Source organism: Streptomyces sp. NPDC026659 (genome assembly GCF_040638245.1).
GTDB lineage: Bacteria > Actinomycetota > Actinomycetes > Streptomycetales > Streptomycetaceae > Streptomyces.
The window spans coordinates 315,859-342,148 of record NZ_JBEZXY010000007.1; the positions used below are offsets into that span (position 1 = coordinate 315,859).

Genomic DNA, 26,290 nt, shown 5'->3' on the forward strand with positions numbered 1-26,290 from the left:
TTTACCTTTCGTTGGCATCGCCTTTGGGGCGCCGACATCAAGTCGTGTCTGTGATCTTTTCGTGCGGTTCGAATGCCGTACCGGACGGGTACGACCGAACTAAGGCTCGGGTAAGTTAGGCAAGCCTCACCAAACCGAATGGGCCGGTTCGTCCCGCCCCGACTGCCTGGAGCCCGTATGCGAGCCGTCCGCCCGATCGCGATCGCCGCCACCGCGGCGGCCGCACTGACCGCCCTGTCGGCCTGCACGGCCAAGAGCGACGCCAAGGACGGCGACGCCATCCAGGTCACCGCCGCCGACTCCACGTGCGAGACCTCCACGAAGTCGGTCCCGGCGGGCCAGGTCACGCTGAAGATCGAGAACAAGGGCTCGCGGGCCACCGAGGTCGAGATCCTCTTCCCGGACGACCGGATCGTCTCCGAGAAGGAGAACATCGGGCCGGGCACCAAGTACACGCTCACCGCCGAGGTGAAGGCGGGCTCGTACGAGATCGCGTGCCGCCCCGGCATGCGCGGCCACGGCGTCCGGCAGAAGCTCGCCGTGACCGGTTCCGGTACGGCCGCCAAGCGGAACCCGGAGCTGGACAAGGCCGTCGCGGGCTACCGCGAGTACGCCCAGGACCAGGCCGACGAGACGCTCCCCCGCGTCGAGGTCTTCACCAAGGCGATCCAGGCCGGCGACCTCGCCGCCGCGAAGAAGGCGTACGCGCCCTCGCGCCTCGGCTGGGAGCGCACCGAGCCGGTCGCGGAGTCCTTCGGCGACATCGACCCCAAGGTGGACACCCGCGCCGACGGCCTGGAGGACGGCCAGAAGTGGACCGGCTGGCACAAGCTGGAGAAGTCCCTCTGGGAGGACAAGAAGATCACCGCGGAGGACAAGAAGCTCGCCGCGGAGCTGGTCACCGACCTCACCGACTGGCAGAAGCGCGTCGGCAAGGCCGAGATCACCCCGACCTCGATGGCCAACGGCGCCAAGGAACTCCTCGACGAGGTCGCCACCGGCAAGATCACCGGTGAGGAGGACCGCTACTCGCACACCGACCTGGTGGACTTCAAGGCCAACGTGGAGGGCGCGCAGCAGGCGTACGAGCTGCTGAAGCCGGCCGCCGCCAAGAACGACCCGGCGCTCACCGCCGAACTGGACAAGCAGTTCGGGGCGTTGGACAAGCTGCTCGACAAGTACCGCGCGGACAAGACGTCCTACGACTTCGTCTCCTACGACAAGGTCGCCAAGGCGCAGCGCAAGGAGCTGTCCGACGCGGTGAACGCCCTGGCGGAGCCGCTGTCGAAGCTCGCCGCCGCGGTCGTCAAGTAACAAGGAAAGGCACGGGAGTCGAGGCGATGAACGAGAGCGAGCCGAGCGGCCCCTCGCGGCGTGCGCTGATCGGCTGGGGCGGTGCCGGGCTCGCGCTCGGCGCCGCCGCCACCGGCGGCACGATGGCGCTGACCGGGACGGACGACCACCTGGGCCTGACGGCCGCCGACACCGGCGGCGCGGTCGCCTTCCACGGCGCGCACCAGGCGGGCATCGCCACGCCGGTGCAGGACCGGCTGCACTTCGCCGCGTTCGACGTGAAGACCGACGACCGCGCCGAGTTCGTCCAGTTGCTGAAGGACTGGACGGAGGCGGCCCGCCGGATGACCGCCGGAAAGGCGGTCGGCGAGGGCGCCTACGGCGGGCTCGCCGAGGCCCCGCCGGACGACACCGGGGAGGCGCTCGGCCTGAAGCCCTCGCGCCTCACCCTGACGATCGGCTTCGGGCCCTCGCTGTTCGAGCGGTTCGACCTCGCGGACCGGCGTCCGGCGGCTCTTTCGGACCTGCCCAAGTTCCCGGGCGACAACCTGGAGAAGTCCCGCACCGGGGGCGACCTCTGTGTGCAGGCGTGCGCGGACGATCCGCAGGTGGCCGTGCACGCGATCCGCAATCTGGCCCGCATCGGCTTCGGCAAGGTCGCGGTGCGCTGGTCGCAGCTCGGCTTCGGCAAGACCTCCTCGACCACCCCGGACAGCCAGACGCCCCGCAACCTCATGGGCTTCAAGGACGGCACCCGCAACATCGCGGGCACCGAGACCGACCGGCTCAAGAAGCACGTGTGGGTGGCCGGGTCGGACGGGGACGCCAAGTCCGCCTGGATGACCGGGGGTTCGTATCTGGTCGCGCGGCGCATCCGCATGAACATCGAGACCTGGGACCGTACTTCGCTCCAGGAGCAGGAGGACGTGTTCGGGCGGGACAAGCGCGAGGGCGCACCCGTGGGCAAGGCCAAGGAGCACGACGCGCCGTTCCTGAAGGCGATGAAGCCGGACGCCCATGTGCGCCTGGCCCACCCGGACTCCAACGGCGGGGTCACCATCCTGCGCCGGGGCTACTCCTTCACCGACGGCACCGACGGGCTGGGCCGCCTGGACGCGGGGCTGTTCTTCCTGGCCTACCAGCGTGACGTGCGGACCGGGTTCGTCCCGCTCCAGCGCCGGCTGTCCGCGCAGGACGCGCTCAACGAGTACATCCAGCACGTGGGTTCGGCGGTCTTCGCGATCCCGCCCGGTGTCCGGGACTCCGCCGACTGGTGGGGCCGGACGCTGTTCTCCGAGGAGGCGTAGTCCGTGTTCTCCAACTATCTGATCGGTCTGCGCGAGGGACTCGAGGCGTCGCTCGTCGTCTGCATCCTGATCGCCTATCTGGTCAAGACCGGCCGCCGGGACGCCCTGCGGCCGATCTGGCTCGGCATCGGCGTGGCGATCGTGCTCGCGATGGGCTTCGGCTGCGCGCTCGAATTCGGCTCCCAGGAGCTGACGTTCAAGGCTCAGGAGGGGCTCGGCGGCTCGCTGTCCATCGTCGCGGTCGGGCTGGTGACGTGGATGGTGTTCTGGATGCGGCGCACCGCCCGGCATCTGAAGAGCGAGCTGCACGGGCGGCTGGACGCGGCCCTCGCCATGGGCACCGGCGCGCTGGTCGCCACCGCGTTCCTCGCCGTGGGCCGTGAGGGCCTGGAGACCGCGCTGTTCGTGTGGGCCTCGGTGCACGCGGCCGGTGACGGCACCCCGCGCCCGCTGATCGGCGCCGCGTTGGGCCTCGCGACGGCCGTGCTCCTCGGCTGGCTGTTCTACCGGGGCGCGCTGCGCATCAACCTGGCCAGGTTCTTCACCTGGACCGGCGGCATGCTGGTCGTCGTCGCGGCGGGCGTGCTGGCCTACGGCGTCCACGACCTCCAGGAGGCGGGCATCGTCCCGGGCCTGACCGACCTCGCCTTCGACATCAGCGGCGTCATCCCGCCGGACAGCTGGTACGGCACCCTGCTCAAGGGCGTGCTCAACTTCCAGCCGGACCCGACGGTCCTCCAGCTCACGGTCTGGCTGCTGTACCTGGTCCCGGTGCTGACGCTGTTCCTGCTCGATCCGGGCGTCACGGCGAAGCTGCGCGGTCGCAAGCGGGCGGAGAGCACCTCCGGGTAGGGTTCGCCTCCGGGAAGGGGTGAGCGGTACTCATGCGCAGGAATCGGGTTGGGCGCCGGGGGCGGAAGGCCGTCATAGCGGCCGCGCTGACGGCGGCCGTGTCACTGACGGCGAGCGGCTGTGTGGTGGTGCACGGCGAACGCGCGATGATCCCCACCGCCACGCACACCGACGCGGCGCAGGCGCTGGACCGGTTCGTCGAGGCGTACAACAAGGCCGACCGGGCCTACGACACCTCCCTGGACGCGGACCATGTCACCGGCGCCCTCGCCGACATCGACTCGGCCCGGCTGCGCGCGGGGCACGCCAACCATCCGGCCGGGAACCCCGCGCACACTCCGCTGAAGCTGACGGACGCGAAGTTCACGATCCCGAGGAAGCCCGGCTGGCCGCGCTGGTTCGTCGCGGACGCCCTCGGCAACAAGGGCGGTTCGGTCCGCTGGCTGCTGGTGTTCACCCGTCATTCGCCGGGCGAGCCCTGGCAGGTGGCGTATCTGACCGTGCTCGCGCCCGACGCCGTACCGAAGTTCAAGCTGGACGCGGACGGCTGGGCGGAGGCGGTGCCCGCCGACGCCACGGGCCTCGCCGTGCCGCCGGCCGAGCTGAGCGGCAAGTACGCGGAGTATCTGAGGAACGGCGGGACGAGCTTCGCGAACGGCCCGAGCACCAGTGGACTGCGCACCCTGCGGCAGCAGAAGGCGCGCAGGCCGGGCCTGGTCCGCCAGTACATCGACGAGACGCTGGACCGGGGCGACTACGCGCCGCTCGCGCTGCGCACGGTGGACGGCGGCGCGCTGGTCTTCTTCGCCTCCCGCTACTACGAGAAGCAGACCGCCGCGGCGGGCACCTCCGTGCCGGTGACCGACCAGGACGTGCGCGCCCTGACCAAGGGCGAGGTCAAGCAGTCCCTGACGATGGAGTTCGTCTCCAACGAGACCGCGCTGGTCCCGGCCGGGAGCGGGCGGGTGTCGATACTGGGTCGGGTGCAGGGGCTGACGTCGGCGCGGGGGGCGTAGGCGTTCACCGGCGGGGGAAGCGCGGCGCTCCGGTCAGTGGCGCAGCGGCCAGGCGCCGGTGGAGTGGCCGGCCTCGTCCGTGCCCGCGTGCCGGGCGCAGGCGTCGGTGAGCGACTCCAGCAGGGTCAGCGGCTCGGGCAGCGGGTGCTCGGGGCCGCGTACCCAGCGCACTTGGCGGTCGCCGTCGCCGCCCGGGAGCCGGGCCGGGGGTACGAGTACGTAGGAGCCCCGGCAGTGCCAGCGCATCCCGGGGTGTTCGTCCATGGTCTCGGGGTGGCAGTCCAGTTCGCAGGGCCACCACTCGTCCTCGTCCTCGGGGGTGCCCCGGGTGAGGGTGAAGAACAGCATCCGGCCGTCGTCGCTCTCGGCGACCGGGCCGACCTCGACGCCCGAGGCGAGCAGCCGCTCCAGCGCCTCGCGCCCGGCGGCCAGGGGGACGTCGAGGACGTCGTGGACCATGCCGGTGGCGGTGATGAAGTTGGCCTCGGGCTGGTTGCGGGCCCAGCGCTCGATCTGGGCGCGGTCGGTGGTCGACTGGGTCTGCCAGGCGAAGGACACCGGGTGGCGGCCGGGGGTCGGGCAGCCGACGCGGTCGCAGGAACAGCCGTAGCCCGGGGCGGGGTGGGCGGCGGGGGCGAGGGGCAGTTTGGCCCCGGCGGCGGCGAGCAGCAGCGCCTCACGGCCGTCGTCGGCGGACGTCTCCTTGGGCCGGCGTCCGCGCAGCCACTGGGAGATCTTGCCCTCTCGGCCGGACCGGCCGCCGAACGTCGCGCTCATCCATCCCCTCGCATCGCTGTGGTGCGGACAGCATGTCTCATCGTCCCATCTTCCAACTCCCCGGGTGACCGGAGCGCGAATGCGAAGGAATCCGGCGAGACATACCTCACAATCCAGGGGATTTGCCGACTTCGACCCGATGTTTACGAGGCGTCCTCGTGGTCCTCGTGTGGGGGCCAGGCGTCGCCCCACTCGGCGTCGCGGGCGGCCCTGTAGAGATCGCCGTGCCGCTTGGTGACCGTCGTACGGCCGAGCCGGTCGTCCGCCTCGCACAGGTCGAGCAGCACCTGTCCCTTGCGGATCTGCGGGCGCCGGACGACGCGGTTGAGCGCGGGTTCGGCGGGCAGCCGGGTGGCGGCGACGTAGCTGAACTTCTCGTCCTCGTACGCCAGGGAGCCGCCCTTGACCTGCCGGTGCAGCGAGGAGCGGCTGACCCGGGCGGAGAAGTGGCACCAGTCGGTGCCGGGCACGATCGGGCAGGCGGCGCTGTGCGGACAGGGCGCGGCGATGCGGAACCCGGCCGCGATCAGCCGGTCCCGGGCCTCGATGATCCGCTCGTACCCGGCCGGGGTGCCCGCCTCCACGATCACCACGGACCGCGCGGCGGCCGCGGCGGCGTCGACGAGCGCGGCCCGGTCGGCCTCGGCCAGCTCGTTGAGGACGTACGACACGGTGACCAGGTCGGTGTCGCCGAGCTGGAGCGCGGCCCCGATCCGGGCCCGCTCCCAGCGCGCCCCGGCCAGGCCGGGGTGGGCGGCGGCGATCTCGCGCCCGAGGGCGAGCGCGGGCTCGGCCCAGTCCAGCACGGTCACCGGCCGGGCGCCGTCCCAGGTGGCGGCGACGGCCCAGGTCGCGGCCCCCGTACCGCCCCCGATGTCCACATGGCTCCCGGGCGTCCACTCCGGCACGGCATCCGCGAACGCGCCCAGCGCCGACCGCACGGCCTCGAAGGTCGCGGGCATCCGGTACGCCGCGTAGGCGGCCACATCGGCGCGGTCCCGCAGGATCGGCGCGTCCGTCGGGGTGTCTCCCCGGTAGTTGGCGATCAGCCGCTCGACGGCGGCGGACGCCTGCCGCGGCGGCAGCCCGTCGAGCACTCCGGCGAGGGTGGTGCGCAGGGTCTCGGCTGGGGAGGTGGGGGCGTTCACCCGTCGATTGTCGCAGGTGGCGGGTGGGGTCGGCGGCGCGCTGGGGTCAGGCGTCGCGGACCGCCCGGGAGAGGTGGGTGGCGAGGCTCGCGCGGGGGCTGTTCGCGGGTGGGCGGCGGACGGGGTGGACCGTGTTGGCCAGGAGGATCAGATAGGTGTCGGTGGCGGGGTCCAGGACCAGGGAGGTCCCGGTGAAACCGGTGTGCCCTGCGGCGCCGCGGCCCGACAGTTCGCCCATGAACCAGGGCTGGTCCACGGCGAAGCCCAGGCCCGGCGCGGTCAGCAGGAGTTCCACGAAGTCGGGGCCGAGGATGCGCGCGGGGCCGTAGCCGCCGCCCGCGAGGAGGGTGCGGCAGAAGACGGCGAGGTCGGGGGCGGTGGAGAACAGGCCCGCGTGGCCCGCGACCCCGCCGAGCGCCCACGCGTTCTCGTCGTGCGCCACACCCCGCAGCATCCCCCGGTCCGCCTTGGCCCACGGCCGCCGCTGGTCCTCGGTGGCCGCCGCGCCGGGGCACGGTCCGAAGCGGGTCGCGGTCATCCCGAGCGGGCGGGTGATGCCGTCCGCGATCAGGGTGTCCAGACCGCGTCCGGTGATCCGCTCCAGGACGAACTGGAGCAGGATCATGTTGAGGTCGGAGTAGAGGTACCGGCCGGGCTCCGCGCTCGGGGCCTCGGCGCGCAGCAGGTCCAGCCGCGCGGCGGCGTCCGGGCAGCCGTACAGCGGGAGTTCGGGGCGCAGTCCCGAGGTGTGGGTGAGCAACTGCCGTACGGTCACGCCGTGTTCGGCGACACCGGTGAACTCCGGGAGATACGCGCCGATCCGGGCGTCGATCCCGAGCGTGCCGCGCTCGATCTGCTGCACGGCGGCGACCGAGGTGAAGAGCTTGGTGAGCGAGGCCAGGTCGAAGGGGGTGTCCACGGCCGCCGGAACCCTTGCGGCGGCCGGGAGTTCGACACCGGTGCCGGTCTCCGGGTCGTACGACGAGTAGCGCACCGCCCAGCCCGTGGCCTCGGCGACCGCGATCACCGGCCCGCGCCCGGCCACCGCGACGACACCGGCCGCCCAGGGGTGCGGGCCCTCGGTGAGGGTGCGCAACTCGGCTTCGAGGAGCGCGAGTTCGACGGGGTCGAGCCCGGCTCGCTCGGGGGTGCCGGTGCGCAGTCTCGGGGTGCTCAGCTGTCCGCTCCGTTCGGGTGCGTGGTCGTTTCGGCGGCGGGGTGCGGGTGCGTGTCGGCGGGTGTGACCTCGGTGAGCGTCGGCTCGGCCGTCCGCCACGGCCGGACCAGTCCCACGAAGCACGCGGCGGCGACCAGCGCGCCCGACAGCTGGACGACCGCCATCGGAACGGCCGTCCGCTCCCCCGCGATCCCCACCAGCGGGGACGCGACCGCGCCGATGAGGAACGAGGACGTGCCGAGCAGCGCGGAGCCGGAACCGGCCGCGTGCCGGGTGCGCAGCAGGGCGAGGGACTGGGCGTTGGGCAGGGTGAAGCCCATCGCGGACATCAGCACGAAGAGCGCGGCGGCGACGGGCGCGAGCCCCACCCGGCCGAGGGCCCCGGTGGACATCAGCAGCAGCGCGGTCGCCGCGAGCACGATCACCGCGAGGCCGCCGGCGAACACCCGGTCCAGCCTGACCCGTCCGACCAGCAGCTTGCCGTTGATCTGTCCGGCGGCCACGAGCCCCACCGAGTTGAGCCCGAAGAGCAGGCTGAAGGTCTGCGGGGAGGCGCCGTAGACCTCCTGGACGACGAAGGGCGAGGCGGAGACGTAGGCGAACAGCGCGGCGAAGGCGAAGCCGCCCGCGAGCATGTACCCGGTGAAGGGAAGGTCGGCGAGGAGGCCGCGCATCGTACGCAGTGACTCCCCCACTCCGCCCCGGTGCCGTTCGGCGGGCGCCAGCGTCTCGGGCAGCCGCCACCACACCAGCGCGGTGAGGACGACCCCGATGCCGGTCAGCACGACGAACACGCCCCGCCAGTCGGTGAACCGCAGGATCTGCCCGCCGATCAGCGGGGCGACGATCGGCGCGGTGCCGGAGATCAGCATGAGGGTGGAGAAGAAGCGGGCCATGGCGACGCCGTCGTGGAGATCGCGTACGACCGCCCGGGCGATGACGATCCCGGCGGCGCCCGCGAGGCCCTGTGCGAGCCGGAAGGCGACCAGTGTCTCCACGTCGGGCGCGAACGCGCACAGCGCGGTGGCGACCAGGTAGACCCCGAGGCCGGTGAGCAGCGGGCGGCGCCGCCCCCAGCGGTCGCTCATCGGCCCGACGACCAGCTGTCCGAGCGCCATCCCGGCCAGACACGCGGTGAGCGTGAGCTGCACGGTCGCGGCGGGGGCGTGCAGGGAGCGGGTGACCTCCGGCAGGGACGGGAGGTACATGTCCATCGCCAGGGGGGTGGTGGCGGTCAGCGCGCCGAGCAGGAAGGTGACGAGCATCCGGTTCCCCCGGCTGCCCTGTACGAGCGCGACGCCGCTGGAGGCGTGCCGTGTCCCCGGCGCCGCCGTGTGCTCGGTCATGTGTCCCCTCCTCGGACTCCCGGACGACCCCGGAGGCCATCCATGTTCTCAGCTCCCGGGAGTGCGGGAGTCGTGGTCGGGCGGGCCGGGGGTGGGCGGGTGCCTGGCGTGCGCGACGTACCCGGGGTGCCTGGTGGGCCGTCGCCCGGCCGCGCGAGGGGACGCCCTCGTGCGCGGGGTGCGCGGCGTACGGGCCGGTCCCACCTGCGCCCGGGCGACAGGCGGGCAGGCGCACTCATCCGGGGAACCCGCCCCCCACGGCCGGATCCTCGACTCCGGAGCCCCTCAGCGGCGGTGGCGCCCGCCGGACTCGGTCTCCTTCGGCTCCTTCGGCTCCTTGGACTCCTTGGACTGCTTGGAGTCCTTCGCCGCGGGCGCGGACTCGGCGGCGGGCGCCGCCTCGGCACCGTCGGCCGCCCCAGTCCCGGCTGCGGCTGCGGCTGCCACTGCCGTCGTACGACCGCGTCGCCGCCGCAGCACCGCCCACGTGCCGCCACCGAGCAGCAGCGCCGTGAGGGCCGCGCCCTCGGTGATCCGCAGGCCGGAGGAGCCGGTGGCGCCCGTGGCCGACGCGCGGTCGGCCGCCGCGGCCTTGCCGCCCGCGGGTGCCGGACGGGCGGTCGCGGGAACGCCGGGCTCGACGAGCGTGCCGACCGCGCGGGCCGAACTCCCGTGGGTGAAGCCCCAGTCGAGGAGCGCGGCGGTCTGCTCGTAGACGGCGTTGCTGCCGGTGGCGGGGTGCATCACCGTGACGAGCAGGGTGCGGCCGCCCCGGGTGGCGGCGCCGGTGAAGGTGTTGCCCGCGTGGCTGGTGTAGCCGTTCTTGACGCCTATGAGGCCCTCGTACGGGGTCAGCCCGTACGCCCCGGTGAGCAGGCGGTCGGTGTTCTGGATCTGGAAGGTCTTCTTGCCGCCCGCCGGGAAGTCGGCGGTGCGCGTGCCGCAGTAGGCGCGGAAGTCGGGGTCCTTCAGGCCCGCGCGGGCGAAGAGCGTGAGGTCGTACGCCGAGGAGATCTGGCCCGGGTGGTCGAAGCCGTCGGGGCTGACCACATGGGTGTCGAGGGCGTGCAGGTACTCGGCGCGCTGCTGCATCTCGGCGACGGTCCTGTCGATGCCGCCGTTCATGTGGGAGAGCACGTGGACGGCGTCGTTGCCGGAGCGCAGGAAGACGCCCTGCCAGAGCTGGTCGACGGTGTAGGTGATGCCGGGCTTGATGCCGACGAGGCTGGAGCCGGAGGGGACGTCGGCGAGGTCGGCGTCGGTGACCTGGTAGCGCCGGGTGCGGTCGAACTTCTTCAGCACCGTGTCCGCGAACAGCATCTTCAGGGTGGACGCGGGGGCGAGGCGCTGGTGCGCGTTGTACGAGGCGAGGACCTCCCCGCTGTCGGCGTCGGCGACGACCCAGGAGCGGGCGGTGAGCTTCTTGGGCACTCCGGCGGCGCCGCGCACCTGGACCCCCTTGCGGGCCAGTTGCTCACCGCCGACGACACCGGTGGCCTCGGCGGCGTAGGCCGGGGCTCCGCTCTCGGAGACGCTCAGGGAAACGGGGAGGGCGGCCGCAGTGAGCCCGAGGACGGCACGTCGGCTGAGCCGGGAACATTCACGCACCCCGGGACCGTACACCGGCTCGAACAGCCGTTTCCCTCCGGGAGGTGGGTTCCGGCCCAGGAATTTGCTCTCTTATGAAGATCGGCCCGAAGCACCGCCGTCACCTCGGCATCGCCTTTTCCACCCGGCACTTCCGCATGTCTCTCGACATGTCCGTCCCCATCCTCCCCCCTCCCCCTCTCCACTCCCCCCTTCCACCCGAACGCCCGCCCCGACGGGCCCGGCGCCCCACGCCCTGCGACGGTGGAACGGTGGAAGAAACGCGGAACCCGTAGGGGAGTCATCATGGGCTGTTACGACCGACGCGATCTGGGCCTGCTGCTGCTCCGGCTGGGCACGGGCGGGGTGCTGGCCGCGCACGGCGCGCAGAAGCTGTTCGGCTGGTTCGGCGGGCACGGGCTGGAGGGCACGGGCCAGTTCATGGAGTCCGTCGGCTTCGCGCCGGGCCGCCGGAGCGCGACGATGGCGGGCCTCGCGGAGGCGGGCGGCGGCGTCCTGCTCGCGCTCGGCCTCGCGACCCCGGCGGCGGGCGCGGCGGCGGCCGGCGCGATGGCCGGCGCGGCTGCGGTCCACGTCCCCAACGGCTTCTTCGCCCAGGGCGGCGGCTACGAGTACGCGGCCAGCCTCGGTCTCTCCGCCACCGGCCTCGCCGTCACCGGCCCCGGCCGCCTCTCCCTCGACCACGCCCTCGGCCACGCCCTCGACCGAGGCTGGATGGTCCCCACCGCCCTCGGCCTCACCGCCGCCGCCACTGCCGCGGTGATCGGCGCCCGCAACAAGCGGCTGCGCGAGAGCGTGACGGTGGAACAGGAGATGCTCTTCGAGGAGTGACGCCCCCGGACCCCGGGCCCCGGTACGGTCGCCGGACACCGTACGAAGGAGACGCGCCCGTGGCCGAGTACCTGACCGTCCTGACCACCACCGACACCCCCGACAAAGCCCACACCCTGGCCACCGGAGCGGTGGAGTCCCGCGTCGCGGCCTGCGCACAGATCGACGGCCCGATCACCAGCGTCTACCGCTGGGAGGGCGCGGTCCGCTCCGACCGGGAGTGGCGGATCCACTTCAAGACGACCGCAGAGCGGTACGAAGCCCTGGAGACGTACCTCCGGGATGCCCACGACTACGACACCCCGGAGATCATCGCGACCCCCGTCGTGCGGGGCAGCGGGGCGTATCTGGCGTGGGTGAGCGGGGAGACGGCGGCGGAGGGGTGAGCCAGGCCCAGGACCTGTCCGACGGGTCGCGCGACGGTGTTCACGGGCGCGACTGCTACGGGGATGTCGATCGCGTCCCCGACCTCCTGGCGCGGGTCGAGCGGGAGGACGATGCCGCGGCGTGGGACGAGTTGGGTCACCGGCTGGTCCTCGAGGGCGACCTGGTGTTCCCCGCCAGTTTTGCCGCACTGCCGCGTCTGGTGCGGCTGGCTTCGGGGAGCGCGCGGGCACGGGGGCTGGCCGGGGCGATCGTCCGGTGCGGGGCAGGGGGCCACGGCTGCGACGACCTGCTGGCGGCCTGTGCCCGAGCGATCGCGGAGTTCAGCGGGTTGCTGGACCGGCACCTGAGGTCGCGGCCGGACGACTACCTCTCGCCCTTCCGCGACTTGCTCGCGGCCGAAGGGCACTACCACTGGAGTGCGGTCCTGGGGGACTTCTCGGACGACTTCTACCAGGTCTCCTGCCCCCACTGTGCTGTCGAGGTGACCATCGCCATCGGCGGCTACGGCCGCTATTCGGCGATCCGGGACTGGCATCTGGGCGACGTGGACCGACGTGACCTGAGACCGGCGTCCCCCGAAGAGCTTTCCGGCACCGGTCGCTGGATGCACGAGACCACTGTCCGTGATGGGCAAGTCGTACTCGCCGACGGAATCACCCATCTCTTCGGCCGGGCAGAATGCCCACGCTGCGCCAGCGTCTTCGACATCGCGGACGAGTACGAGGCTTCCCATCGCCCTCTGATGTGAACCGGCGCGCTGGACGCTCAGCTCATGGTTCGAGGGGGCTGTGCGTGCGCCGGAGGGCCTGGGCGGCAGACGAGTCGGGCTGTACGCCGGATTTTGTCGCCGGGCGGCCTCGCGGCCGGCCGGGAGACGGCCATCCATCTAGGACCGGCGTTGCCGCCGGCCTCATGCGGTCTACCCGCGGACTCGGGCGGGCAGCCCTCGATCGTCCGCGCAGAGCGCTTTTCACGGCGCTCCTTTTGACCTTGCTCCGGGTGGGGTTTACCTAGCTGCCCAGGTCACCCTGGGCACTGGTGGTCTCTTACACCACCGTTTCACCCTTACCGAGGACCGAGGTCCCCGGCGGTCTGTTTTCTGTGGCACTGTCCCGCGAGTCGCCTCGGGTGGCCGTTAGCCACCACCCTGCCCTGTGGAGTCCGGACGTTCCTCGGGAAGCCCCTCAGGGGCTCCACGCGGCCGTCCGCCCGGCTCGTCTGCCGTGCCGACCATGCTACCGGGCGCGGGAGCCGGAGCCGACCGGTGCGGGGGACGGCCGGTGCCGGAGCCGACCGGTGCGAGGGCGGCCGGCGGTCGGGGGCGGTACGGGCACCCGTCGCCGGGCCGGGGAGCGGCGCCGCCCCCCGCGTACGCCCCGTACGCTGGCGCGGAGGCGAGATGAAGGAGTACCCGTGCTTGTCCTGCTGCCGCCCTCGGAGGGTAAGGCGTCCTCGGGCCGTGGCGCCCCGCTGAACCTGGAGTCGCTGTCGCTGCCCGGACTCACCACCGCGCGGCAGGCCGTGCTCGGGGAGCTGACCGAGCTGTGCGCCGGGGACGCGGAGAAGGCGCGTGAGGTGCTGGGGCTCAGCGAGGGGCTGCGCGGGGAGGTCGGGAAGAACGCGGAGCTGCTCACCGCCGGGGCCCGTCCCGCCGGGGAGATCTACACCGGTGTGCTCTACGACGCCCTCGACCTCGGCTCCCTCGAACCGGCCGCCAAGCGGCGCGCGGCCCGCTCGCTGCTGGTGTTCTCCGGACTGTGGGGCGCCATCGGCGTCACCGACCGCATCCCCTCCTACCGCTGCTCGATGGGCGTGAAGCTCCCCGGCCTCGGCGCGCTCGGCGCGCACTGGCGGGCGCCGATGGCGGAGGTACTGCCCGAGGCGGCCGGTACCGGACTGGTCCTCGACCTGCGCTCGGCCGCGTACGCCACCGCGTGGAAGCCGAAGGGCGAGGTGGCGGGGCGCACCGCGACCGTACGGGTGCTGCACGCGCCCACCCGCAAGGTGGTCAGCCACTTCAACAAGGCCACGAAGGGGCGGATCGTACGCGCCCTGCTGTCCGCCGGGGCCGCCCCCGCCAATCCGGCCGAGCTGGTCGTCGCGCTGCGGGACCTCGGGTACGAGGTGGAGGCGGAGGCGCCGGGCAGGGGCGGCAGGCCGTGGGCGCTGGATGTCCTGGTGGACGAGGTGCACTGACCCGCCTGTTGCAGCATGTGCAACGTCCGTTGCGCGTGTTGATCGGGCTCGGCACGATGTCGGGCATGACCTTGCCCTCCTCGGTACTGGACCTCGCGCCCGTACTGCCCGTCGTGGTCCTCTCCGACCCGGCCGATGCCGTACCGCTCGCGCGGGCGCTGGTCGCCGGGGGCCTGCCCGCGATCGAGGTGACCCTGCGGACTCCGGCCGCGCTCGACGTGATCCGCGCCATCGCGGCCGAGGTGCCGGAGGCGGTGGTGGGTGCGGGGACCGTCATCACACCGGGGCAGGTCGCGGAGTGCGTGGCGGCGGGGGCGCGGTTCCTGGTCAGCCCGGGGTGGACGGACGGGCTGCTGACCGCGATGGGGGCGTCCGGTGTGCCGTACCTCCCGGGGGTCTCGACCGCTTCCGAGGTGGTCGCTCTACTGGAGCGCGGGGTACGGGAGATGAAGTTCTTCCCCGCCGAGGCGGCGGGCGGTGCGGCCTATCTCCGTTCCCTGGCAGGCCCGTTGCCCCAGGCCCGCTTCTGTCCTACGGGCGGGATCGGGACGGGGAACGCGGCGGAGTACCTGGCGTTGCCCAATGTGGGGTGCGTGGGCGGCAGTTGGATGGTTCCGGGGGACGCGGTCGCCGCGCGGGACTGGGGCCGGGTGGAGGAACTGGCGCGGGGCGCCGCAGGGCTCAGGGGAGCGAACTCCCGCTGAGGAGCCGCGCGTTGGCGTTGAGCCGCAGCCGAACTCAAGGACGCAGATGCGACGTGTCGTTGAACAGCCGCACGCTCGCGTTCCCGTCGGCGTAGTACGCCACCGCCGACAGCGAGGCCGCCGACAGCTCCATCCGGAACAGTGACTCGGGCGGGGCGCCGAGGGCGAGGCGGAGGAGGGTCTTGATCGGGGTGACGTGGGTGACCAGGAGGACGGTGCGGCCCGCGTGGGCCGCGACCAGCCGGGCGCGGGCCGTTTCGATGCGCTCGGCGGTCTCCGTGAAGCTCTCGCCGCCGCCGGTGGGGCGTACGGCGGGGTCGGCCAGCCAGGCGTTCAGGTCCTCGGGGTAGCGGTCCCGTACCTCTCCAAAGGTCAGTCCCTCCCAGGCGCCGAAGTCGGTCTCCCGTAGCCCGTCGTCGACGACGACCTCCAGCCCGAGCCGGGCCGCGACGATCCCCGCGGTCTCCCGGGTACGGGCCAGCGGAGAGGCGACAATCGCCTGAACCGTCCCCCGCCGGGCGAGCACCGCGGCGACCCGTTCGGCCTGCTCCCGCCCCACCTCGGACAGCGAGGGATCGGTTCCCCCGCTTCCCGAGAACCGCTTCTGCGGAGTGAGCGGAGTCTCCCCGTGCCGGAGCAGTACGAAGGTGGCGGGCGCCCCGAGATCGGGGGCCGCGCTCCACCCAGGGGTGGAAGTCTGCTCACCGGCAGCGGGGCGCGCCACGGCGGGGGACGCCTGCGGGGACGCGGCTTCTTCCGGCCCACCGGAAGTCGACGCCGGGCGCCCTACGGCCTCCCGATCCGCGCCGAGGGTCGATGCGGCCGACGCTCCCGCGTCAGCGATGTCGTCGGAGGACGCACCCGCGGTGGCAGGTCCGGCAAGCGTGTGTGCCGCGCGGGCGTCGGCGTCGACGGGCCACGCCAGTTGCCCATCCGTCACACCAGCGCGCCCGCCGGCAGCCGTGGACATCCGGGGCGCGGACACCTCCGGCACGGCAGCCCCGCTACCTCCACCCCGCAACGCCTCCCGAGCCCGAGCCGCCCCCGCGGCCGCGTCCCCCGGCGGGCCCGAAGGATCGAGAACCACAGGCGGCGTCGGCCGGGAACCCGACGGAGTCCACCGCTCCCCCCGGGCCCCCGCGTCCATCGCCTCGTTGGCCAGACGGTCCGCGTGCTTGTTCTCGGCCCGGGGCATCCATGTGTACGTCACCCGGCCAGGAGGGAAGATCCGCGCCGCCTCCATCGCCAGCGGCTTCATGTCGGGGTGTTTGATCTTCCAGCGGCCCGACATCTGCTCGACGACGAGCTTGGAGTCCATGCGGACGCTGACGCGGGCCTCGGGGTCCAGGGCGTGGGCGGCGTGGAGGCCGGCGACGAGGCCGCGGTACTCGGCGACGTTGTTGGTGACGGTGCCGAGGTACTCGGCGGCCTCGGCGAGGGTCTCCCCCGTCGAGGCGTCGCGGACGACGGCGCCGTAACCGGCGGGCCCGGGGTTGCCCCGCGACCCGCCGTCGGCCTCGACGATGAACTCACGCACCGCGCACTCCCGTTGCCGCGCCCGCTGTCCGCTGTCCGCTGTCCGCTGTCCGCTGTCCGTCAGGAAGGGCCTACAGGCCCGACTCGGAGGTGCGCACCAGGATGCGCGCGCAGTTCTCGCAGCGGACGATCTTGTCCGGTGCCGCCGCGCGGATCTCGCTCAGCTCGGTGATGGCCAGCTCCTGACGGCAGCCCTGGCAGGTGCGGGCGTACAGCTTGGCCGCGCCGATGCCGCCGCCCTGGACGCGCAGGCGGTCGTACAGCTTGAGCAGGTCGGCGGGGACGGACCCGGCGACGACCTCGCGCTCCTTGGTGACCGAGGCCGCCTCGGCGTCGATCTCCTGGAAGGCGGCGTCGCGGCGCGCGGTGGCGTCGTCGGTCTTGGCCTGGACGGAGGCGACCCGCTCGGTCAGCTCGGCGACCCGGGCCTGCGCGGACTCGCGGCGCTCCATGACCTCAAGGACGATCTCCTCGAGGTCGCCCTGGCGCTTGGCGAGCGAGGCGATCTCGTGCTGGAGGCTGGAGAGGTCCTTCGGCGAGGTGACCGCGCCGGAGTCCAGGCGCTGCTGGTCGCGGGTGGCGCGCTGGCGCACCTGGTCCACGTCCTGCTCGGCCTTGGTCTGCTCGCGGGCGCAGTCGCTCTCCTCGGTCTGCGCGGCCACCAGCAGGTCGCGCAGCTGGGTGAGGTCCTTGCCCAGCGTCTCGATCTCGGCGTGCTCGGGCAGCGACTTCCGCTTGTGCGCGAGCTGCTGGAGGCGGGCGTCCAGGGCCTGGACGTCGAGAAGGCGGATCTGGTCGGCGGGCGCGGCGTTCAGTTGGGGGCTCCCAGGGGACTCGTGGTGGTGATGGACGCCGCGTGGGCGGTCCAGGGGTCGGTGACCGTCGTGGAGACGTGGACCCGGAGGCCCCAGCCGTGACGGTCGGAGATCTGGTCGAGCTGGGCTGCGGCCAGCTCGCACCAGGGCCACTCGGTGGCCCAGTGCGCCGCGTCGAGCAGCGCGAGCGGTCGGTGGGCGACGGACGCCTCGAACTCGGATGCCGGGTGGTGGCGCAGATCGGCGGTGAGGAACGCGTCCACTCCGGCCGCGCGCACGTGGTCGAAGAGGCTGTCGCCGGAGCCGCCGCTGACGGCGACCCGGTGAACGACGGCCTCGGGGTCGCCCGCGACCCGGATGCCCTGCTGGGTGGCGGGCAGCCGCGCGGCGGCGCGGGCGGCCAGCTCGCGGACGGTCAGCGGGTGGTCCAGCTCGCAGATCCGGCCCAGGCCCCGGCGGCCCTCCGGATCGGTGGGGTCGGGGACGAGGGGTCCTGTGACGCGGAGGTCCAGGGCACCGGCGAGCGCGTCGGAGACGCCGGGGTCGGCGGTGTCGGCGTTGGTGTGGGCGACATGCAGGGCCACGTCGTTCTTGATGAGCGTGTGCACGACCCGGCCCTTGAAGGTGTCCGCCGCGACCGTGGTGGTCCCGCGCAGATAGAGCGGGTGGTGGGTGACCAGCAGTCCGGCACCCAGCTTCACGGCCTCCTCGACGACCTCCTGGACGGGGTCGACGGCGAACAGGACCCGGTCGATCTCCTGGTCGGGGTCGCCCGCGACCGTGCCGACCGCGTCCCAGGACTCGGCCCGCTCCGGGGGCCACAGGGTCTCCAGCGCGGCGATGACTTCAGACAGACGGGGCACGTGCCAAGGCTACCTGGCCGTTCCGGAAGGCCGTACCGGTCGGGCGCACGTACTCCCCCGCTGCCCGTCCGGGCAGCACATGGACCGCCCTTCCTCAGAGGAATCGCTTCTGCGCCACCCGTATGTGTGAAGCCTGGCTCCGTCGGCCCCCCGCCCGTGCGTACGAAAACTAGCTTCGTCGCCGGAGGTGACCGAACGATGACGGCCTGTGCGATCGAAACCACGTCGGCCGGCGCGGACGACGGTGATCCGGAGAATCCGGAGGACCGGGGTACGCGTCCGGCAGTACCGGCAGCGCCCGGGGTGCCCGTGCCGCCGTACGCCATCACGGCGGACGGCGCGTACGCGGCCCGCCTCGCGGCGGCCGGGGAGTCCTGGTTCCCCGAGCGCTGGACGCTGGACGGCCCGGAGCCGTACGCGGTCCCGCTGCCCGGGAACCAGCCGGAGGAGCCCGGCACCCAGGTGCAGCCGATGGGCGACGGGCGGGTGCTGATCCACCGCCTGGTGGACCGGCATCACGCCTTCTCCCTGCTGTATCCGACCGGCCCCGGCACCGGCGAGCTGCCGCTCGGCACGGTCGAGTGCCCCGAGCCGGACACCGCGCTCGCCCTGCTGCCCCCGGCGCCCTGCGGCACCCGCGCCTACGCCCTCGCGGTCGGCGCGCGGTCCACGGCGGTGTGGCTGGTGGCGGGCGGCGCGGGCGGACCCGAGCGGCTGGCGGAGCTGCCGGGCCGCTGCTCGGGCGGGGTGTGGCTGGACGCCGAGGGGCGGATGCTCGCGGTGGACCGGGAGCTGGGCGGGCGTACGAAGACGGTGGTGGTGGACCTCGGGAACGGGGGCGCGGTCTCGCCGCTGCTCCAGATCGCCCCGGACAGCGACGACCGGCTGCTGCTCGCCGATCCGGACAGCGGTCTGCTGGTGATCGCCTCGGACGCGCCCTCGCCGGGGGAGGAACGATTGGGCTGGGGCGTCCTGGGCAGCACCCTGCCGGTCCGTTTCCCCTCGTCGCTGCGGCTGCCGGACTGCGCGGTGACGCCGTTCGCGATCCAGCCGGGCCAGGTGCTGATGCCGGAGAGCTGCGCGGTCGCGCTGCGCGTCGACGGCCCGCTCGGCACCTGGGTGGGCACCTGGCGCCCGGCCGAGCGCCGGGTGCGCCACCTTCCGGCCCCGGAGGGCTGGCTCGCGGGGGCGGGGCTGTGGACGCCGGAGGGCGTGCTGCGGCTGCCGTACGCGACGGCGGAGACCCCGTGCGGGGTGGCGGAACTGGCGGTGGGCGGACCGGTCCCGGCGGCGGAGGAGGCCGACGGGACGCCGGAGAGGGCTCCCGAGGAAACGGAGGCGGCCCGACCGGTTCCCCTGCAAAAGGCTCCCCTCGCCTCCTCATCGGTGGCCAACTCGTAACCAAATGGCACCGATCGGCGTGGCCGCCTGGTTTCGCCCCCTGCCGTGCCGGTTAGACTCGCCCGGCCGAAAAAAGATCATGTTGACGGGGTGAACACTTCCGATGACCGAGACCAGTACGACGCAGGCGCCGTCGACGGCCACGGACTCCGCTTGGCCGCAGCCGCACCTGGACGCCGCCGAGCCGGACGGCCACGGCAGGCACCGGGGCCAGGTGGCCTCCCAGGACGGCGAGGCGGCCCCGCGCGGCCGCCACCGCCGACCGGGTGCGGGGGCCGAGGGGTCGACGCAGGCCTGACCGGGTCGCGAGGGCGGGGGTACGCACGCGTACCCCCGCCCTTCGTCGTACCCGGGCCCGCGAAGCGTCGTATCCGAGCCCTGCGAGGCGATGACATTCGTCCCACCCTCTCCCGGTACCCGTGTACCGCCACATTCCGTACGTCCGCCTCTGCCACCCGCGGGGCCCCCGCCCCTACCGTCGTAGGCATGACAGAGACGCGGGGCACCGAACCGGCCGGACGCGGACAGAGGCGCCCCTTTCCTACGCTGTACCGTCGCCCCGTCGAACGGACGGACGGGACAACGGCGGAAAACACGGGGAACACGGGGAACACGGACATGTCATGGTGGGCGCGGGCGCGGCGCGGGCTGCGCGCGGCGGGTGCGGCGCGGCGGCAGTGGAAGGCCGACATGGCGTGGGCGAAGGCCGCACGGAAGGCGGCACACGCGCGGGGCGAGATCCCGGCGGAGGAACGCCTGGGTCCGCCGCCCACCGGGTTCGCGCTGCTGCCCTGGCTGCTGCTCGGCCTCGGCTCCTTCTCCAACCTGCTCCAGGGCGACGCCTCGAACCCGCTGATCGGCGGCCTGGGCCTGCTCACCTTCAACTCGCTCTACATCTACGTCACCTTCCGCGCCTTCGACCGCGCCAAGCGCGAGGCGGTCTCCACCCGGGTCGCGCTCGTGCTGATGGGCGTGCTGACCACCGCTCTGGCGCTCGGCTACGGCGGCAGCTGGCTGATGTTCTTCCCGCTGTTCGGCCTCGCCACCGGGGCCACCCTGCGCGGCCGACTGCTGGCCCGGGTGGGGCTGCCGCTCGCGGCGTACGCGGCGGTGCTCACCGGGGTGAGCGGCGAGTGGTCGAACGCGCCGAGCATCGGGTACGGCACCTTCCTGTCCTGCATGGTGACGGCCGCGATCCTGAGCCTGTCCGAGGCCGTACGGCAGCTGCGCGCCGCGCGCGAGGAGCTGGCCCGGCAGGCGGTGGAGAAGGAGCGGCTGCGCTTCTCGCGCGATCTGCACGATCTGCTCGGGCACACGCTCTCGGTGATCGTGGTGAAGTCGGAGGCGGCCCGGCGCCTGGCCGGGCGGGACCTGGACGCGGCGCTCGCACAGATCGGGGACATCGAGTCGGTCGGGCGGCAGGCGCTGACCGAGATCCGCGAGGCGGTGACCGGTTACCGGGAGGGCAGCCTGGCCACCGAGCTGACCCGGGCCCGCTCGGCGCTGGCCGCGACGAGCGTGGAGCCGGTCGTACGGCAGTCGGGCGCGCCGCTCGCCCCGCAGACCGAGGCGCTGCTCGGCTGGGTGGTGCGCGAGGCGGTGACCAACGTGGTCCGGCACAGCGACGCGGGCCGCTGCGAGATCACGGTCGAGAGCGCCGCCGAGCGGGTCCGGCTCACCGTGACGGACGACGGCACGGGCACCCCGGTCCCCCGCCAGGCCGAGGGCATCGGCGGCACCGGCCTGAAGGGCCTGACCGAACGCCTCGCGGCGGCGGGCGGCACCCTCACGGCAGGCCCGGCACCCCAGGGCGGCTTCACGGTGACGGCGGAACTGCCGGCGGAACCGGCGGACCCATGCGCGGTGGCCGCAGCGGCGGAACGCTGAGCCCCCTCGCCACTACGCTGACCCGGTGACGAACATCCGCGTACTGCTCGCCGAGGACCAGGGCATGATGCGCGGCGCCCTCGCGCTTCTGCTCGGCCTGGAGGACGACATCGAGGTGGTCGCGCAGGTGGGGGCCGGGGACGCGATCGTCCCGGCCGCGCTGGAACACCGTCCGGACGTGGCCCTGCTCGACATCGAGCTGCCCGGGATGAGCGGCCTGGACGCGGCGGCGGAGCTGAGGACGCAGGCCCCCGGCTGCCGGGTACTGGTCCTGACCACGTTCGGCAGGCCCGGCTATCTGCGCCGGGCCATGGAGGCGGGCGCGGCGGGCTTCCTGGTGAAGGACGGCCCGGTGGAGGAGCTGGCGCGGGCGGTACGGCGGGTGCTGGCCGGGGAGACGGTGGTCGACCCGGCGCTGGCGGCGGCCGCGCTGAGCGCGGGACCGAATCCGCTGACGGCGCGCGAGCGCGAGGCGCTGCGGGCGGCGGTGGACGGGGCGACGGTGGCCGACATCGCCGTACGGCTGCACCTGTCGGAGTCCACCGTGCGCAATTACCTCTCCGCCGCCATCGGCAAGACCGGCACCCGCAACCGCGCGGAGGCGGTGCGGGAGGCGCGGCAGCAGGGCTGGCTGTGACCGGGGGCGGCCTCTGACTCCGGATCAGTAACCCATGGATCGGTCAAGGATTCATTAGAGGCCCGAAGCAACGGAATAGTTGCCCGTGCATACGACGTTGCTCCCGGTGATTCATTCACGCGGGAGGAACCTCACTCAATGCCCCACACGACCGATCGCCCCACCCCGAGGGCCGGCGGAGCCCTGGTCCCGGTGCTCGCCTTCGCGGGCATCGTGGTCGCGGTGATGCAGACCCTGCTCGTGCCGGTCATCAAGGACCTGCCGCAGCTGCTCGGCACCGAGCCGAGCAACGCCACCTGGGTACTGACCTCGACCCTGCTCTCCGGCGCCGTGGCCACCCCGATCATGGGCCGCCTCGGCGACCTCTACGGCAAGCGCCGGATGCTCATCCTGAGCCTCGCCGTGATGGTGGCGGGCGCCCTGGTCAGCGCGCTGACCAGCCAGCTCATCGTCATGATCGTCGGCCGTACGCTCCAGGGCTTCGCCATGGGCGCGATCCCGCTCGGCATCGGCCTGATGCGGGACATGCTGCCGCGCGAGAAGCTCGGCTCGGCCATGGCCCTGATGAGCTCCTCGATCGGCGTCGGCGGCGGTCTCGCGCTGCCCGCCGCCGCCCTGGTGGCCCAGCACACCGACTGGCACGTCCTGTTCTACGGCGCGGCGGGCCTCGGCGTGCTCGCCATCGCCCTCACCCTGCTCGTCGTACCCGAGTCCCCGGCGCGCGCCGAGGGCTCCTTCGACCTGCTCGGCGCGCTCGGCCTGTCCGCAGGTCTGGTGCTGCTCCTGCTGCCGGTCACCAAGGGCAGCGACTGGGGCTGGTCGTCCGGCACCACGCTCGGCCTGTTCGGCGCGGCCGTCGCCGTCCTGCTGCTGTGGGGCGTGTACGAGCTGCGCACCGCGGCGCCGCTGGTCGACCTGCGCACCACCGCCCGCCGCGAGGTGCTGCTCACCAACCTCGCCTCGATCATGGTCGGCGTCAGCTTCTACGTCGTCTCGCTGGTCCTGCCCCAGCTGCTCCAGCTGCCCACCGCCACCGGGTACGGCCTCGGCCAGTCCATGGTGGTCGCGGGCCTGTGCGTGGCCCCGCTGGGCCTGACGATGATGTTCACCGCGCCGGTCTACGCCCGGCTGTCCGCGCGCTACGGCCCGCGTACGACCCTGATCATCGGCCTGCTGGTCATCGCCGTCGGCTACGCGGGCGGCCTCGGCCTGATGCACGCCGCCTGGCAGACCATCATCACCTCGGTGGTGCTCGGCGCGGGCATCGGCCTCGCCTACTCCTCGCTGCCCGCGCTGATCGTGGGCGCGGTCCCGGCCTCGGAGACCGGTGCGGCCAACGGCCTCAACACGCTGATGCGGTCCATCGGCACCTCCGTCTCCAGCGCGGTCATCGGCATGGTCCTCGCCAACACCGCGCAGCCGATCGGCGGCGGCCTCGCGATCCCGACCATGCACGGCTTCCGGGTGTCCTTCCTGATCGCCACGGCCGCCGTCCTGGTGGGCATCACGCTCGCGTTCTTCCTGCCGCGCACCCCGCGCCCGGCCGGGCAGCACACCCAGCTGCGGGCCAGCAGCGAGGAGGACGCGAACCTGGAGCACGCCCGCGCGGTGCTGCGCGGCTTCACCGGCCGGGTGCTGGACGCCGGGGGCGCCCCGGTCGCGCGGGCCAAGGTCACCCTGATCGACCGCCGGGGCCGCCAGGCCGGGGCCACGCTCTCCGGCCCCGACGGCGGCTACGCCCTCGCGGTCCCGGCCGGGGGCGCCTACGTCCTGGCCGCCAGGGCCGACGGACACGGCCCGCTGGCCTCCTCGGCGACGCACACCGGGGACGAGCTGGCCGTGGAGCTGGACCTCGCGCTGCCGGAGGAGACCGTCAGCGCCTGACCGGCCCTGTGAGATCCCCCCGCACCGCACCCCCCGCCGGCTCCCGGCGGGGGGTGCGGCAGCATGGGGCGCCTGATCAGCCGTACGACCGGGAGGAACCCCCATGTCCGCACCGAAGCCCGAGATCCTGGCCGCGTTCGAGGCGGCGAAGGGCTTCATGCCCGTGGACGAGGGGCTGGCGCTGTACGCGGCCGCCCTGGAGGCGGGGCGGCTCGGGCTGCCGCTGCTCGAGGTGGGCACGTACTGCGGGCGCTCGACGGTGCTGCTCGCGGACGCGGCCCGGCAGAGCGGCACCCTCGCACTGACCGTCGACCACCACCGGGGCAGCGAGGAGCAGCAGCCGGGCTGGGACTACCACGACCCGGAGACAGTCGACCCCGAGGTCGGCCTGATGGACACCCTGCCCACCTTCCGCCGGACCCTGCACAAGGCCGGTCTGGAGGACCACGTGATCGCCCTGGTCGGCCGGTCCCCGCAGATCGCCGCCCTGTGGGGCAGGCCGCTCGGCCTGGTCTTCGTGGATGGCGGCCACACCGACGAGCACGCGAGCGCCGACTACGAGGGCTGGGCGCCGCATGTCGCCGAGGGCGGGCTGCTGGTCGTGCACGACGTGTTCCCGGAGCCCGAGGACGAGTTCACCGGGCAGGCGCCGTACCGGGTGTATCTGCGGGCGCTGGAGTCCGGGGCGTTCACGGAGATCTCGGTGACCGGGTCGCTGCGGGTGCTGAAGCGCACCGGGGTCGGAATCTGACGTTCCGTCAGGTGGGCGGGGTCGGGAGCGGTCCGGCGTTTCGTTAGGGTGGCAGGCGTGTCGTACGCAGGCCCGGAATTCGAACCCCCTACGCCCCGCCGCTCCCGGCGCCGTCCGCTGACCGTGACGCTGGCCGCGCTGGTGCCGGTGGCGCTGCTCGGCTGGGCGGCCTGGGCACACCTCGGCCGCCCGGGCGGGGACGCGCACGCGACGGGGACGGCGTCGCCGTCGGTCCCCGCGCCCGGCTTCGGCGACGGCAAGGGCGCCTCGCCGTCCGCCTCCGCGTTGCCGCTCAAGGGCAAGGTGGTCGTCATCGACCCCGGGCACAACCCGGGCAACTTCCGGCACACTGCCGAGATCGCCCGCCAGGTGAACGTCGGCAACGGCCACAAGGAGTGCGACACCACGGGTACGGAGACCAACGCCGGTTACCCGGAGGCCAAGTTCACCCTCGATGTGTCCCACCGGGTGCGCACGCTGCTGGAGAAGCAGGGCGCGACCGTGCGGTTCACCCACGACGAGGACGGCCCGGCCTGGGGCCCGTGCGTGGACGAGCGGGCCGCGATCGGCAACAGGGCGCACGCCGACGCGGCGCTCTCCATCCACGCGGACGGCTCGGCACCGGGCAACCGGGGCTTCCACGTCATCCTGCCCGGTGCCGTGCACGCGGGCGGCGCGGACACCCGCCCCATCACCGGCCCCTCCCGCGACCTCGGCGAGCGGGTGGCCTCGGGCTACCGGCACGCGACCGGCGAGCCGTTCTCCAACTACCTGGGCCACGGCACCGGGTTGGTGACCCGGACGGACCTGGGCGGGCTCAACCTGTCCACGGTTCCCAAGGTCTTCATCGAATGCGGCAACATGCGCGACGCCACCGACGCGGCCGAACTGACCAGCGCCGACTGGCGGCAGAAAGCCGCGCAAGGGATCTCTGAGGGAATCGTGAGTTTCCTGCGCGAGTCGTGACCGGCACGTGGAAGAGGACGGACAGCCGGACAACGCGGACGGTACTGTCTACCGACGACGAGACGACCTACGAAGGACCTGAAGTGAATATCCGCTCCCTCACTAGAGGCGACGGCGTGGTGATCGGAGCAGCGGTGTTGCTGTTCATCGCGTCGTTCTTCGACAACTACGCGTACGACGGGCTGCCGGACGACGTCCTGCCGAACCTCTGGGTGAACGGACCGGTTCTGCTGAGCGTCGTACTCGCGGGGCTGATCGCGGCCGGGCTCGTCGTCACGGCCCGCGCGCTGCCGCAGCCGCTCAAGGTGGCCGGTATCGAACTCGGCTCCTTCGGCGTGGCGTTCGCGGTGTTCGCGGCGTGGAGCGCGCTGGGCAACCTCATCGACCCGGTCGGCGGTCTGGACAACCTCGAGGGCGCCTCCGACCGGAGTCCGAGCGCGGGCACCGGCCTGATCCTCGCCTTCGTCGCGACGCTGATCATCGCGGCGGCCGCCGTCGCCACCCCGCTGGTCCCGGCCCTCCAGGGCTCGCTGATCCCGGCCCCGAAGCCGGTCACCCCGCAGCCCTACGGCGCGCAGCCGCCCGCCGGTTACGGCTACCCGGGCGCGCAGCCCCAGCAGACGTACGGGGCGCAGCAGCAGCCTCAGCAGCAGTACGCGCAGCAGCCGCCCGTGGCGGAGTTCTCGCCGTTCTGGTTCGCGGTGCCGGTGACCCGGCCGCTGTTCTCGGAGGACGGTTCGCCGGCCCCGGTGGCTGAACTGGCTCCGGGTACCTGGTACTTGGCGGTCGAGCAGCGCGGCGCCGCACTGGTGGCGCAGACGCAGGACGGACGCCGGGGCGTGCTCCAGGACACGACGGGCATCCAGCGCGGCAGCTAGCGGCCCTCGCACGCAAGGCCCCTCGCCCCT

General features: G+C 73.2%; 25 protein-coding genes and 1 other RNA gene. 17 read left to right on the top strand and 9 right to left on the bottom strand.

What is annotated here, in order from left to right; genetic code table 11:
• Positions 1-177 precede the first annotated feature (177 nt).
• The 4 genes from efeO to AB0E91_RS19880 are packed head-to-tail and all read left to right on the top strand — an operon-like array spanning position 178 to position 4,468.
• On the top strand, positions 178-1,314 hold the full coding sequence (gene efeO / locus AB0E91_RS19865) for an iron uptake system protein EfeO (RefSeq protein WP_361783218.1): 1,137 nt from the start codon (positions 178-180) through the stop codon (positions 1,312-1,314).
• Positions 1,315-1,340: 26 nt separating this feature from the next.
• The gene (gene efeB / locus AB0E91_RS19870) at positions 1,341-2,600 is read left to right on the top strand and encodes an iron uptake transporter deferrochelatase/peroxidase subunit (RefSeq protein ID WP_361783221.1); all 1,260 of its coding nucleotides are present in this window, start codon (positions 1,341-1,343) and stop codon (positions 2,598-2,600) included.
• Between the two features lie 3 nt (positions 2,601-2,603).
• Positions 2,604-3,452 carry an iron uptake transporter permease EfeU gene (gene efeU, locus AB0E91_RS19875; protein WP_361783224.1) on the top strand — a complete coding sequence of 283 codons (849 nt, stop codon included), beginning with the start codon at positions 2,604-2,606 and terminating at the stop codon, positions 3,450-3,452.
• 32 nt (positions 3,453-3,484) lie between these two features.
• A complete protein-coding gene (locus AB0E91_RS19880; protein ID WP_361783227.1) occupies positions 3,485-4,468 on the top strand; it encodes a hypothetical protein in 984 nt (327 codons plus the stop codon).
• Positions 4,469-4,501: 33 nt separating this feature from the next.
• On the opposite strand, the gene AB0E91_RS19885 is transcribed toward AB0E91_RS19880, so the two are convergent.
• The 5 genes from AB0E91_RS19885 to AB0E91_RS19905 form a co-directional block, all read right to left on the bottom strand.
• On the bottom strand, positions 4,502-5,245 hold the full coding sequence (locus AB0E91_RS19885; protein WP_361783230.1) for a bifunctional DNA primase/polymerase: 744 nt from the start codon (positions 5,243-5,245) through the stop codon (positions 4,502-4,504).
• A gap of 143 nt (positions 5,246-5,388) precedes the next feature.
• Positions 5,389-6,393 (bottom strand): small ribosomal subunit Rsm22 family protein, encoded by a 1,005-nt coding sequence (locus AB0E91_RS19890; RefSeq protein WP_361783233.1) that lies wholly within the window; start codon positions 6,391-6,393, stop codon positions 5,389-5,391.
• A 46-nt stretch (positions 6,394-6,439) separates the two neighbouring features.
• Positions 6,440-7,570 (bottom strand): serine hydrolase domain-containing protein, encoded by a 1,131-nt coding sequence (locus AB0E91_RS19895; RefSeq protein WP_361783562.1) that lies wholly within the window; start codon positions 7,568-7,570, stop codon positions 6,440-6,442.
• On the bottom strand, positions 7,567-8,916 hold the full coding sequence (locus AB0E91_RS19900) for a multidrug effflux MFS transporter (protein ID WP_361783236.1): 1,350 nt from the start codon (positions 8,914-8,916) through the stop codon (positions 7,567-7,569). The genes AB0E91_RS19895 and AB0E91_RS19900 overlap by 4 nt, the downstream gene beginning before the upstream one ends.
• A gap of 285 nt (positions 8,917-9,201) precedes the next feature.
• Positions 9,202-10,524 (bottom strand): serine hydrolase, encoded by a 1,323-nt coding sequence (locus AB0E91_RS19905; RefSeq protein ID WP_361783239.1) that lies wholly within the window; start codon positions 10,522-10,524, stop codon positions 9,202-9,204.
• Positions 10,525-10,809: 285 nt separating this feature from the next.
• Here AB0E91_RS19905 and AB0E91_RS19910 point away from each other — a divergent pair, with 285 nt between their 5' ends.
• From AB0E91_RS19910 to AB0E91_RS19920, 3 genes are read left to right on the top strand one after another with little or no spacing between them, the layout of a single operon-like run.
• Positions 10,810-11,355: a DoxX family protein gene (locus AB0E91_RS19910; RefSeq protein WP_361783242.1), complete on the top strand. Its 546-nt coding sequence runs from the start codon at positions 10,810-10,812 to the stop codon at positions 11,353-11,355.
• Positions 11,356-11,414: 59 nt separating this feature from the next.
• Entirely contained in the window at positions 11,415-11,741 is a 327-nt protein-coding gene (gene cutA / locus AB0E91_RS19915) for a divalent-cation tolerance protein CutA (RefSeq protein WP_361783245.1), read from the top strand.
• A complete protein-coding gene (locus tag AB0E91_RS19920; protein ID WP_361783248.1) occupies positions 11,738-12,490 on the top strand; it encodes a hypothetical protein in 753 nt (250 codons plus the stop codon). Before cutA ends, AB0E91_RS19920 begins: the two co-directional genes overlap by 4 nt.
• Before the next feature lie 66 nt (positions 12,491-12,556).
• On the opposite strand, the gene rnpB is transcribed toward AB0E91_RS19920, so the two are convergent.
• An RNA gene (gene rnpB, locus AB0E91_RS19925) (RNase P RNA component class A) lies at positions 12,557-12,959 on the bottom strand.
• Positions 12,960-13,155: 196 nt separating this feature from the next.
• On the opposite strand from rnpB, the gene yaaA reads away from it, so the two are divergent.
• Together yaaA and AB0E91_RS19935 are read left to right on the top strand one after the other, a co-directional pair.
• Positions 13,156-13,938, top strand: coding sequence for a peroxide stress protein YaaA (gene yaaA, locus AB0E91_RS19930; protein WP_361783249.1), 783 nt, complete (start codon positions 13,156-13,158; stop codon positions 13,936-13,938).
• Between the two features lie 65 nt (positions 13,939-14,003).
• Entirely contained in the window at positions 14,004-14,642 is a 639-nt protein-coding gene (locus tag AB0E91_RS19935; RefSeq protein WP_361783252.1) for a bifunctional 4-hydroxy-2-oxoglutarate aldolase/2-dehydro-3-deoxy-phosphogluconate aldolase, read from the top strand.
• A 34-nt stretch (positions 14,643-14,676) separates the two neighbouring features.
• On the opposite strand, the gene AB0E91_RS19940 is transcribed toward AB0E91_RS19935, so the two are convergent.
• The 3 genes from AB0E91_RS19940 to AB0E91_RS19950 all read right to left on the bottom strand — a co-directional run bounded on the left by AB0E91_RS19940 (position 14,677) and on the right by AB0E91_RS19950 (position 17,856).
• The gene (locus AB0E91_RS19940) at positions 14,677-16,179 is read right to left on the bottom strand and encodes a bifunctional RNase H/acid phosphatase (RefSeq protein ID WP_361783255.1); all 1,503 of its coding nucleotides are present in this window, start codon (positions 16,177-16,179) and stop codon (positions 14,677-14,679) included.
• A 70-nt stretch (positions 16,180-16,249) separates the two neighbouring features.
• Complete coding sequence (locus AB0E91_RS19945; protein WP_361783565.1) at positions 16,250-16,993, bottom strand: C4-type zinc ribbon domain-containing protein; 744 nt, start codon at positions 16,991-16,993, stop codon at positions 16,250-16,252.
• A complete protein-coding gene (locus tag AB0E91_RS19950; protein WP_361783258.1) occupies positions 16,990-17,856 on the bottom strand; it encodes a Nif3-like dinuclear metal center hexameric protein in 867 nt (288 codons plus the stop codon). Before AB0E91_RS19950 ends, AB0E91_RS19945 begins: the two co-directional genes overlap by 4 nt.
• Before the next feature lie 198 nt (positions 17,857-18,054).
• On the opposite strand from AB0E91_RS19950, the gene AB0E91_RS19955 reads away from it, so the two are divergent.
• The 8 genes from AB0E91_RS19955 (at position 18,055) to AB0E91_RS19990 (ending at position 26,260) form a co-directional block, all read left to right on the top strand.
• Complete coding sequence (locus AB0E91_RS19955) at positions 18,055-19,257, top strand: hypothetical protein (protein WP_361783261.1); 1,203 nt, start codon at positions 18,055-18,057, stop codon at positions 19,255-19,257.
• Positions 19,258-19,360: 103 nt separating this feature from the next.
• Positions 19,361-19,555: a hypothetical protein gene (locus AB0E91_RS19960; protein ID WP_361783264.1), complete on the top strand. Its 195-nt coding sequence runs from the start codon at positions 19,361-19,363 to the stop codon at positions 19,553-19,555.
• A 320-nt stretch (positions 19,556-19,875) separates the two neighbouring features.
• Positions 19,876-21,144, top strand: a complete 1,269-nt coding sequence (locus AB0E91_RS19965; RefSeq protein WP_361783267.1) for a sensor histidine kinase — start codon at positions 19,876-19,878, stop codon at positions 21,142-21,144.
• Positions 21,145-21,169: 25 nt separating this feature from the next.
• Complete coding sequence (locus AB0E91_RS19970) at positions 21,170-21,781, top strand: response regulator transcription factor (RefSeq protein ID WP_361783269.1); 612 nt, start codon at positions 21,170-21,172, stop codon at positions 21,779-21,781.
• Positions 21,782-21,919: 138 nt separating this feature from the next.
• A complete protein-coding gene (locus tag AB0E91_RS19975) occupies positions 21,920-23,665 on the top strand; it encodes an MFS transporter (protein ID WP_361783272.1) in 1,746 nt (581 codons plus the stop codon).
• Between the two features lie 103 nt (positions 23,666-23,768).
• Positions 23,769-24,416 (top strand): class I SAM-dependent methyltransferase, encoded by a 648-nt coding sequence (locus AB0E91_RS19980; RefSeq protein ID WP_361783275.1) that lies wholly within the window; start codon positions 23,769-23,771, stop codon positions 24,414-24,416.
• A 57-nt stretch (positions 24,417-24,473) separates the two neighbouring features.
• Complete coding sequence (locus AB0E91_RS19985; protein ID WP_361783278.1) at positions 24,474-25,382, top strand: N-acetylmuramoyl-L-alanine amidase; 909 nt, start codon at positions 24,474-24,476, stop codon at positions 25,380-25,382.
• An 83-nt stretch (positions 25,383-25,465) separates the two neighbouring features.
• Positions 25,466-26,260, top strand: a complete 795-nt coding sequence (locus tag AB0E91_RS19990) for a hypothetical protein (RefSeq protein ID WP_361783281.1) — start codon at positions 25,466-25,468, stop codon at positions 26,258-26,260.
• Positions 26,261-26,290 lie beyond the last annotated feature (30 nt).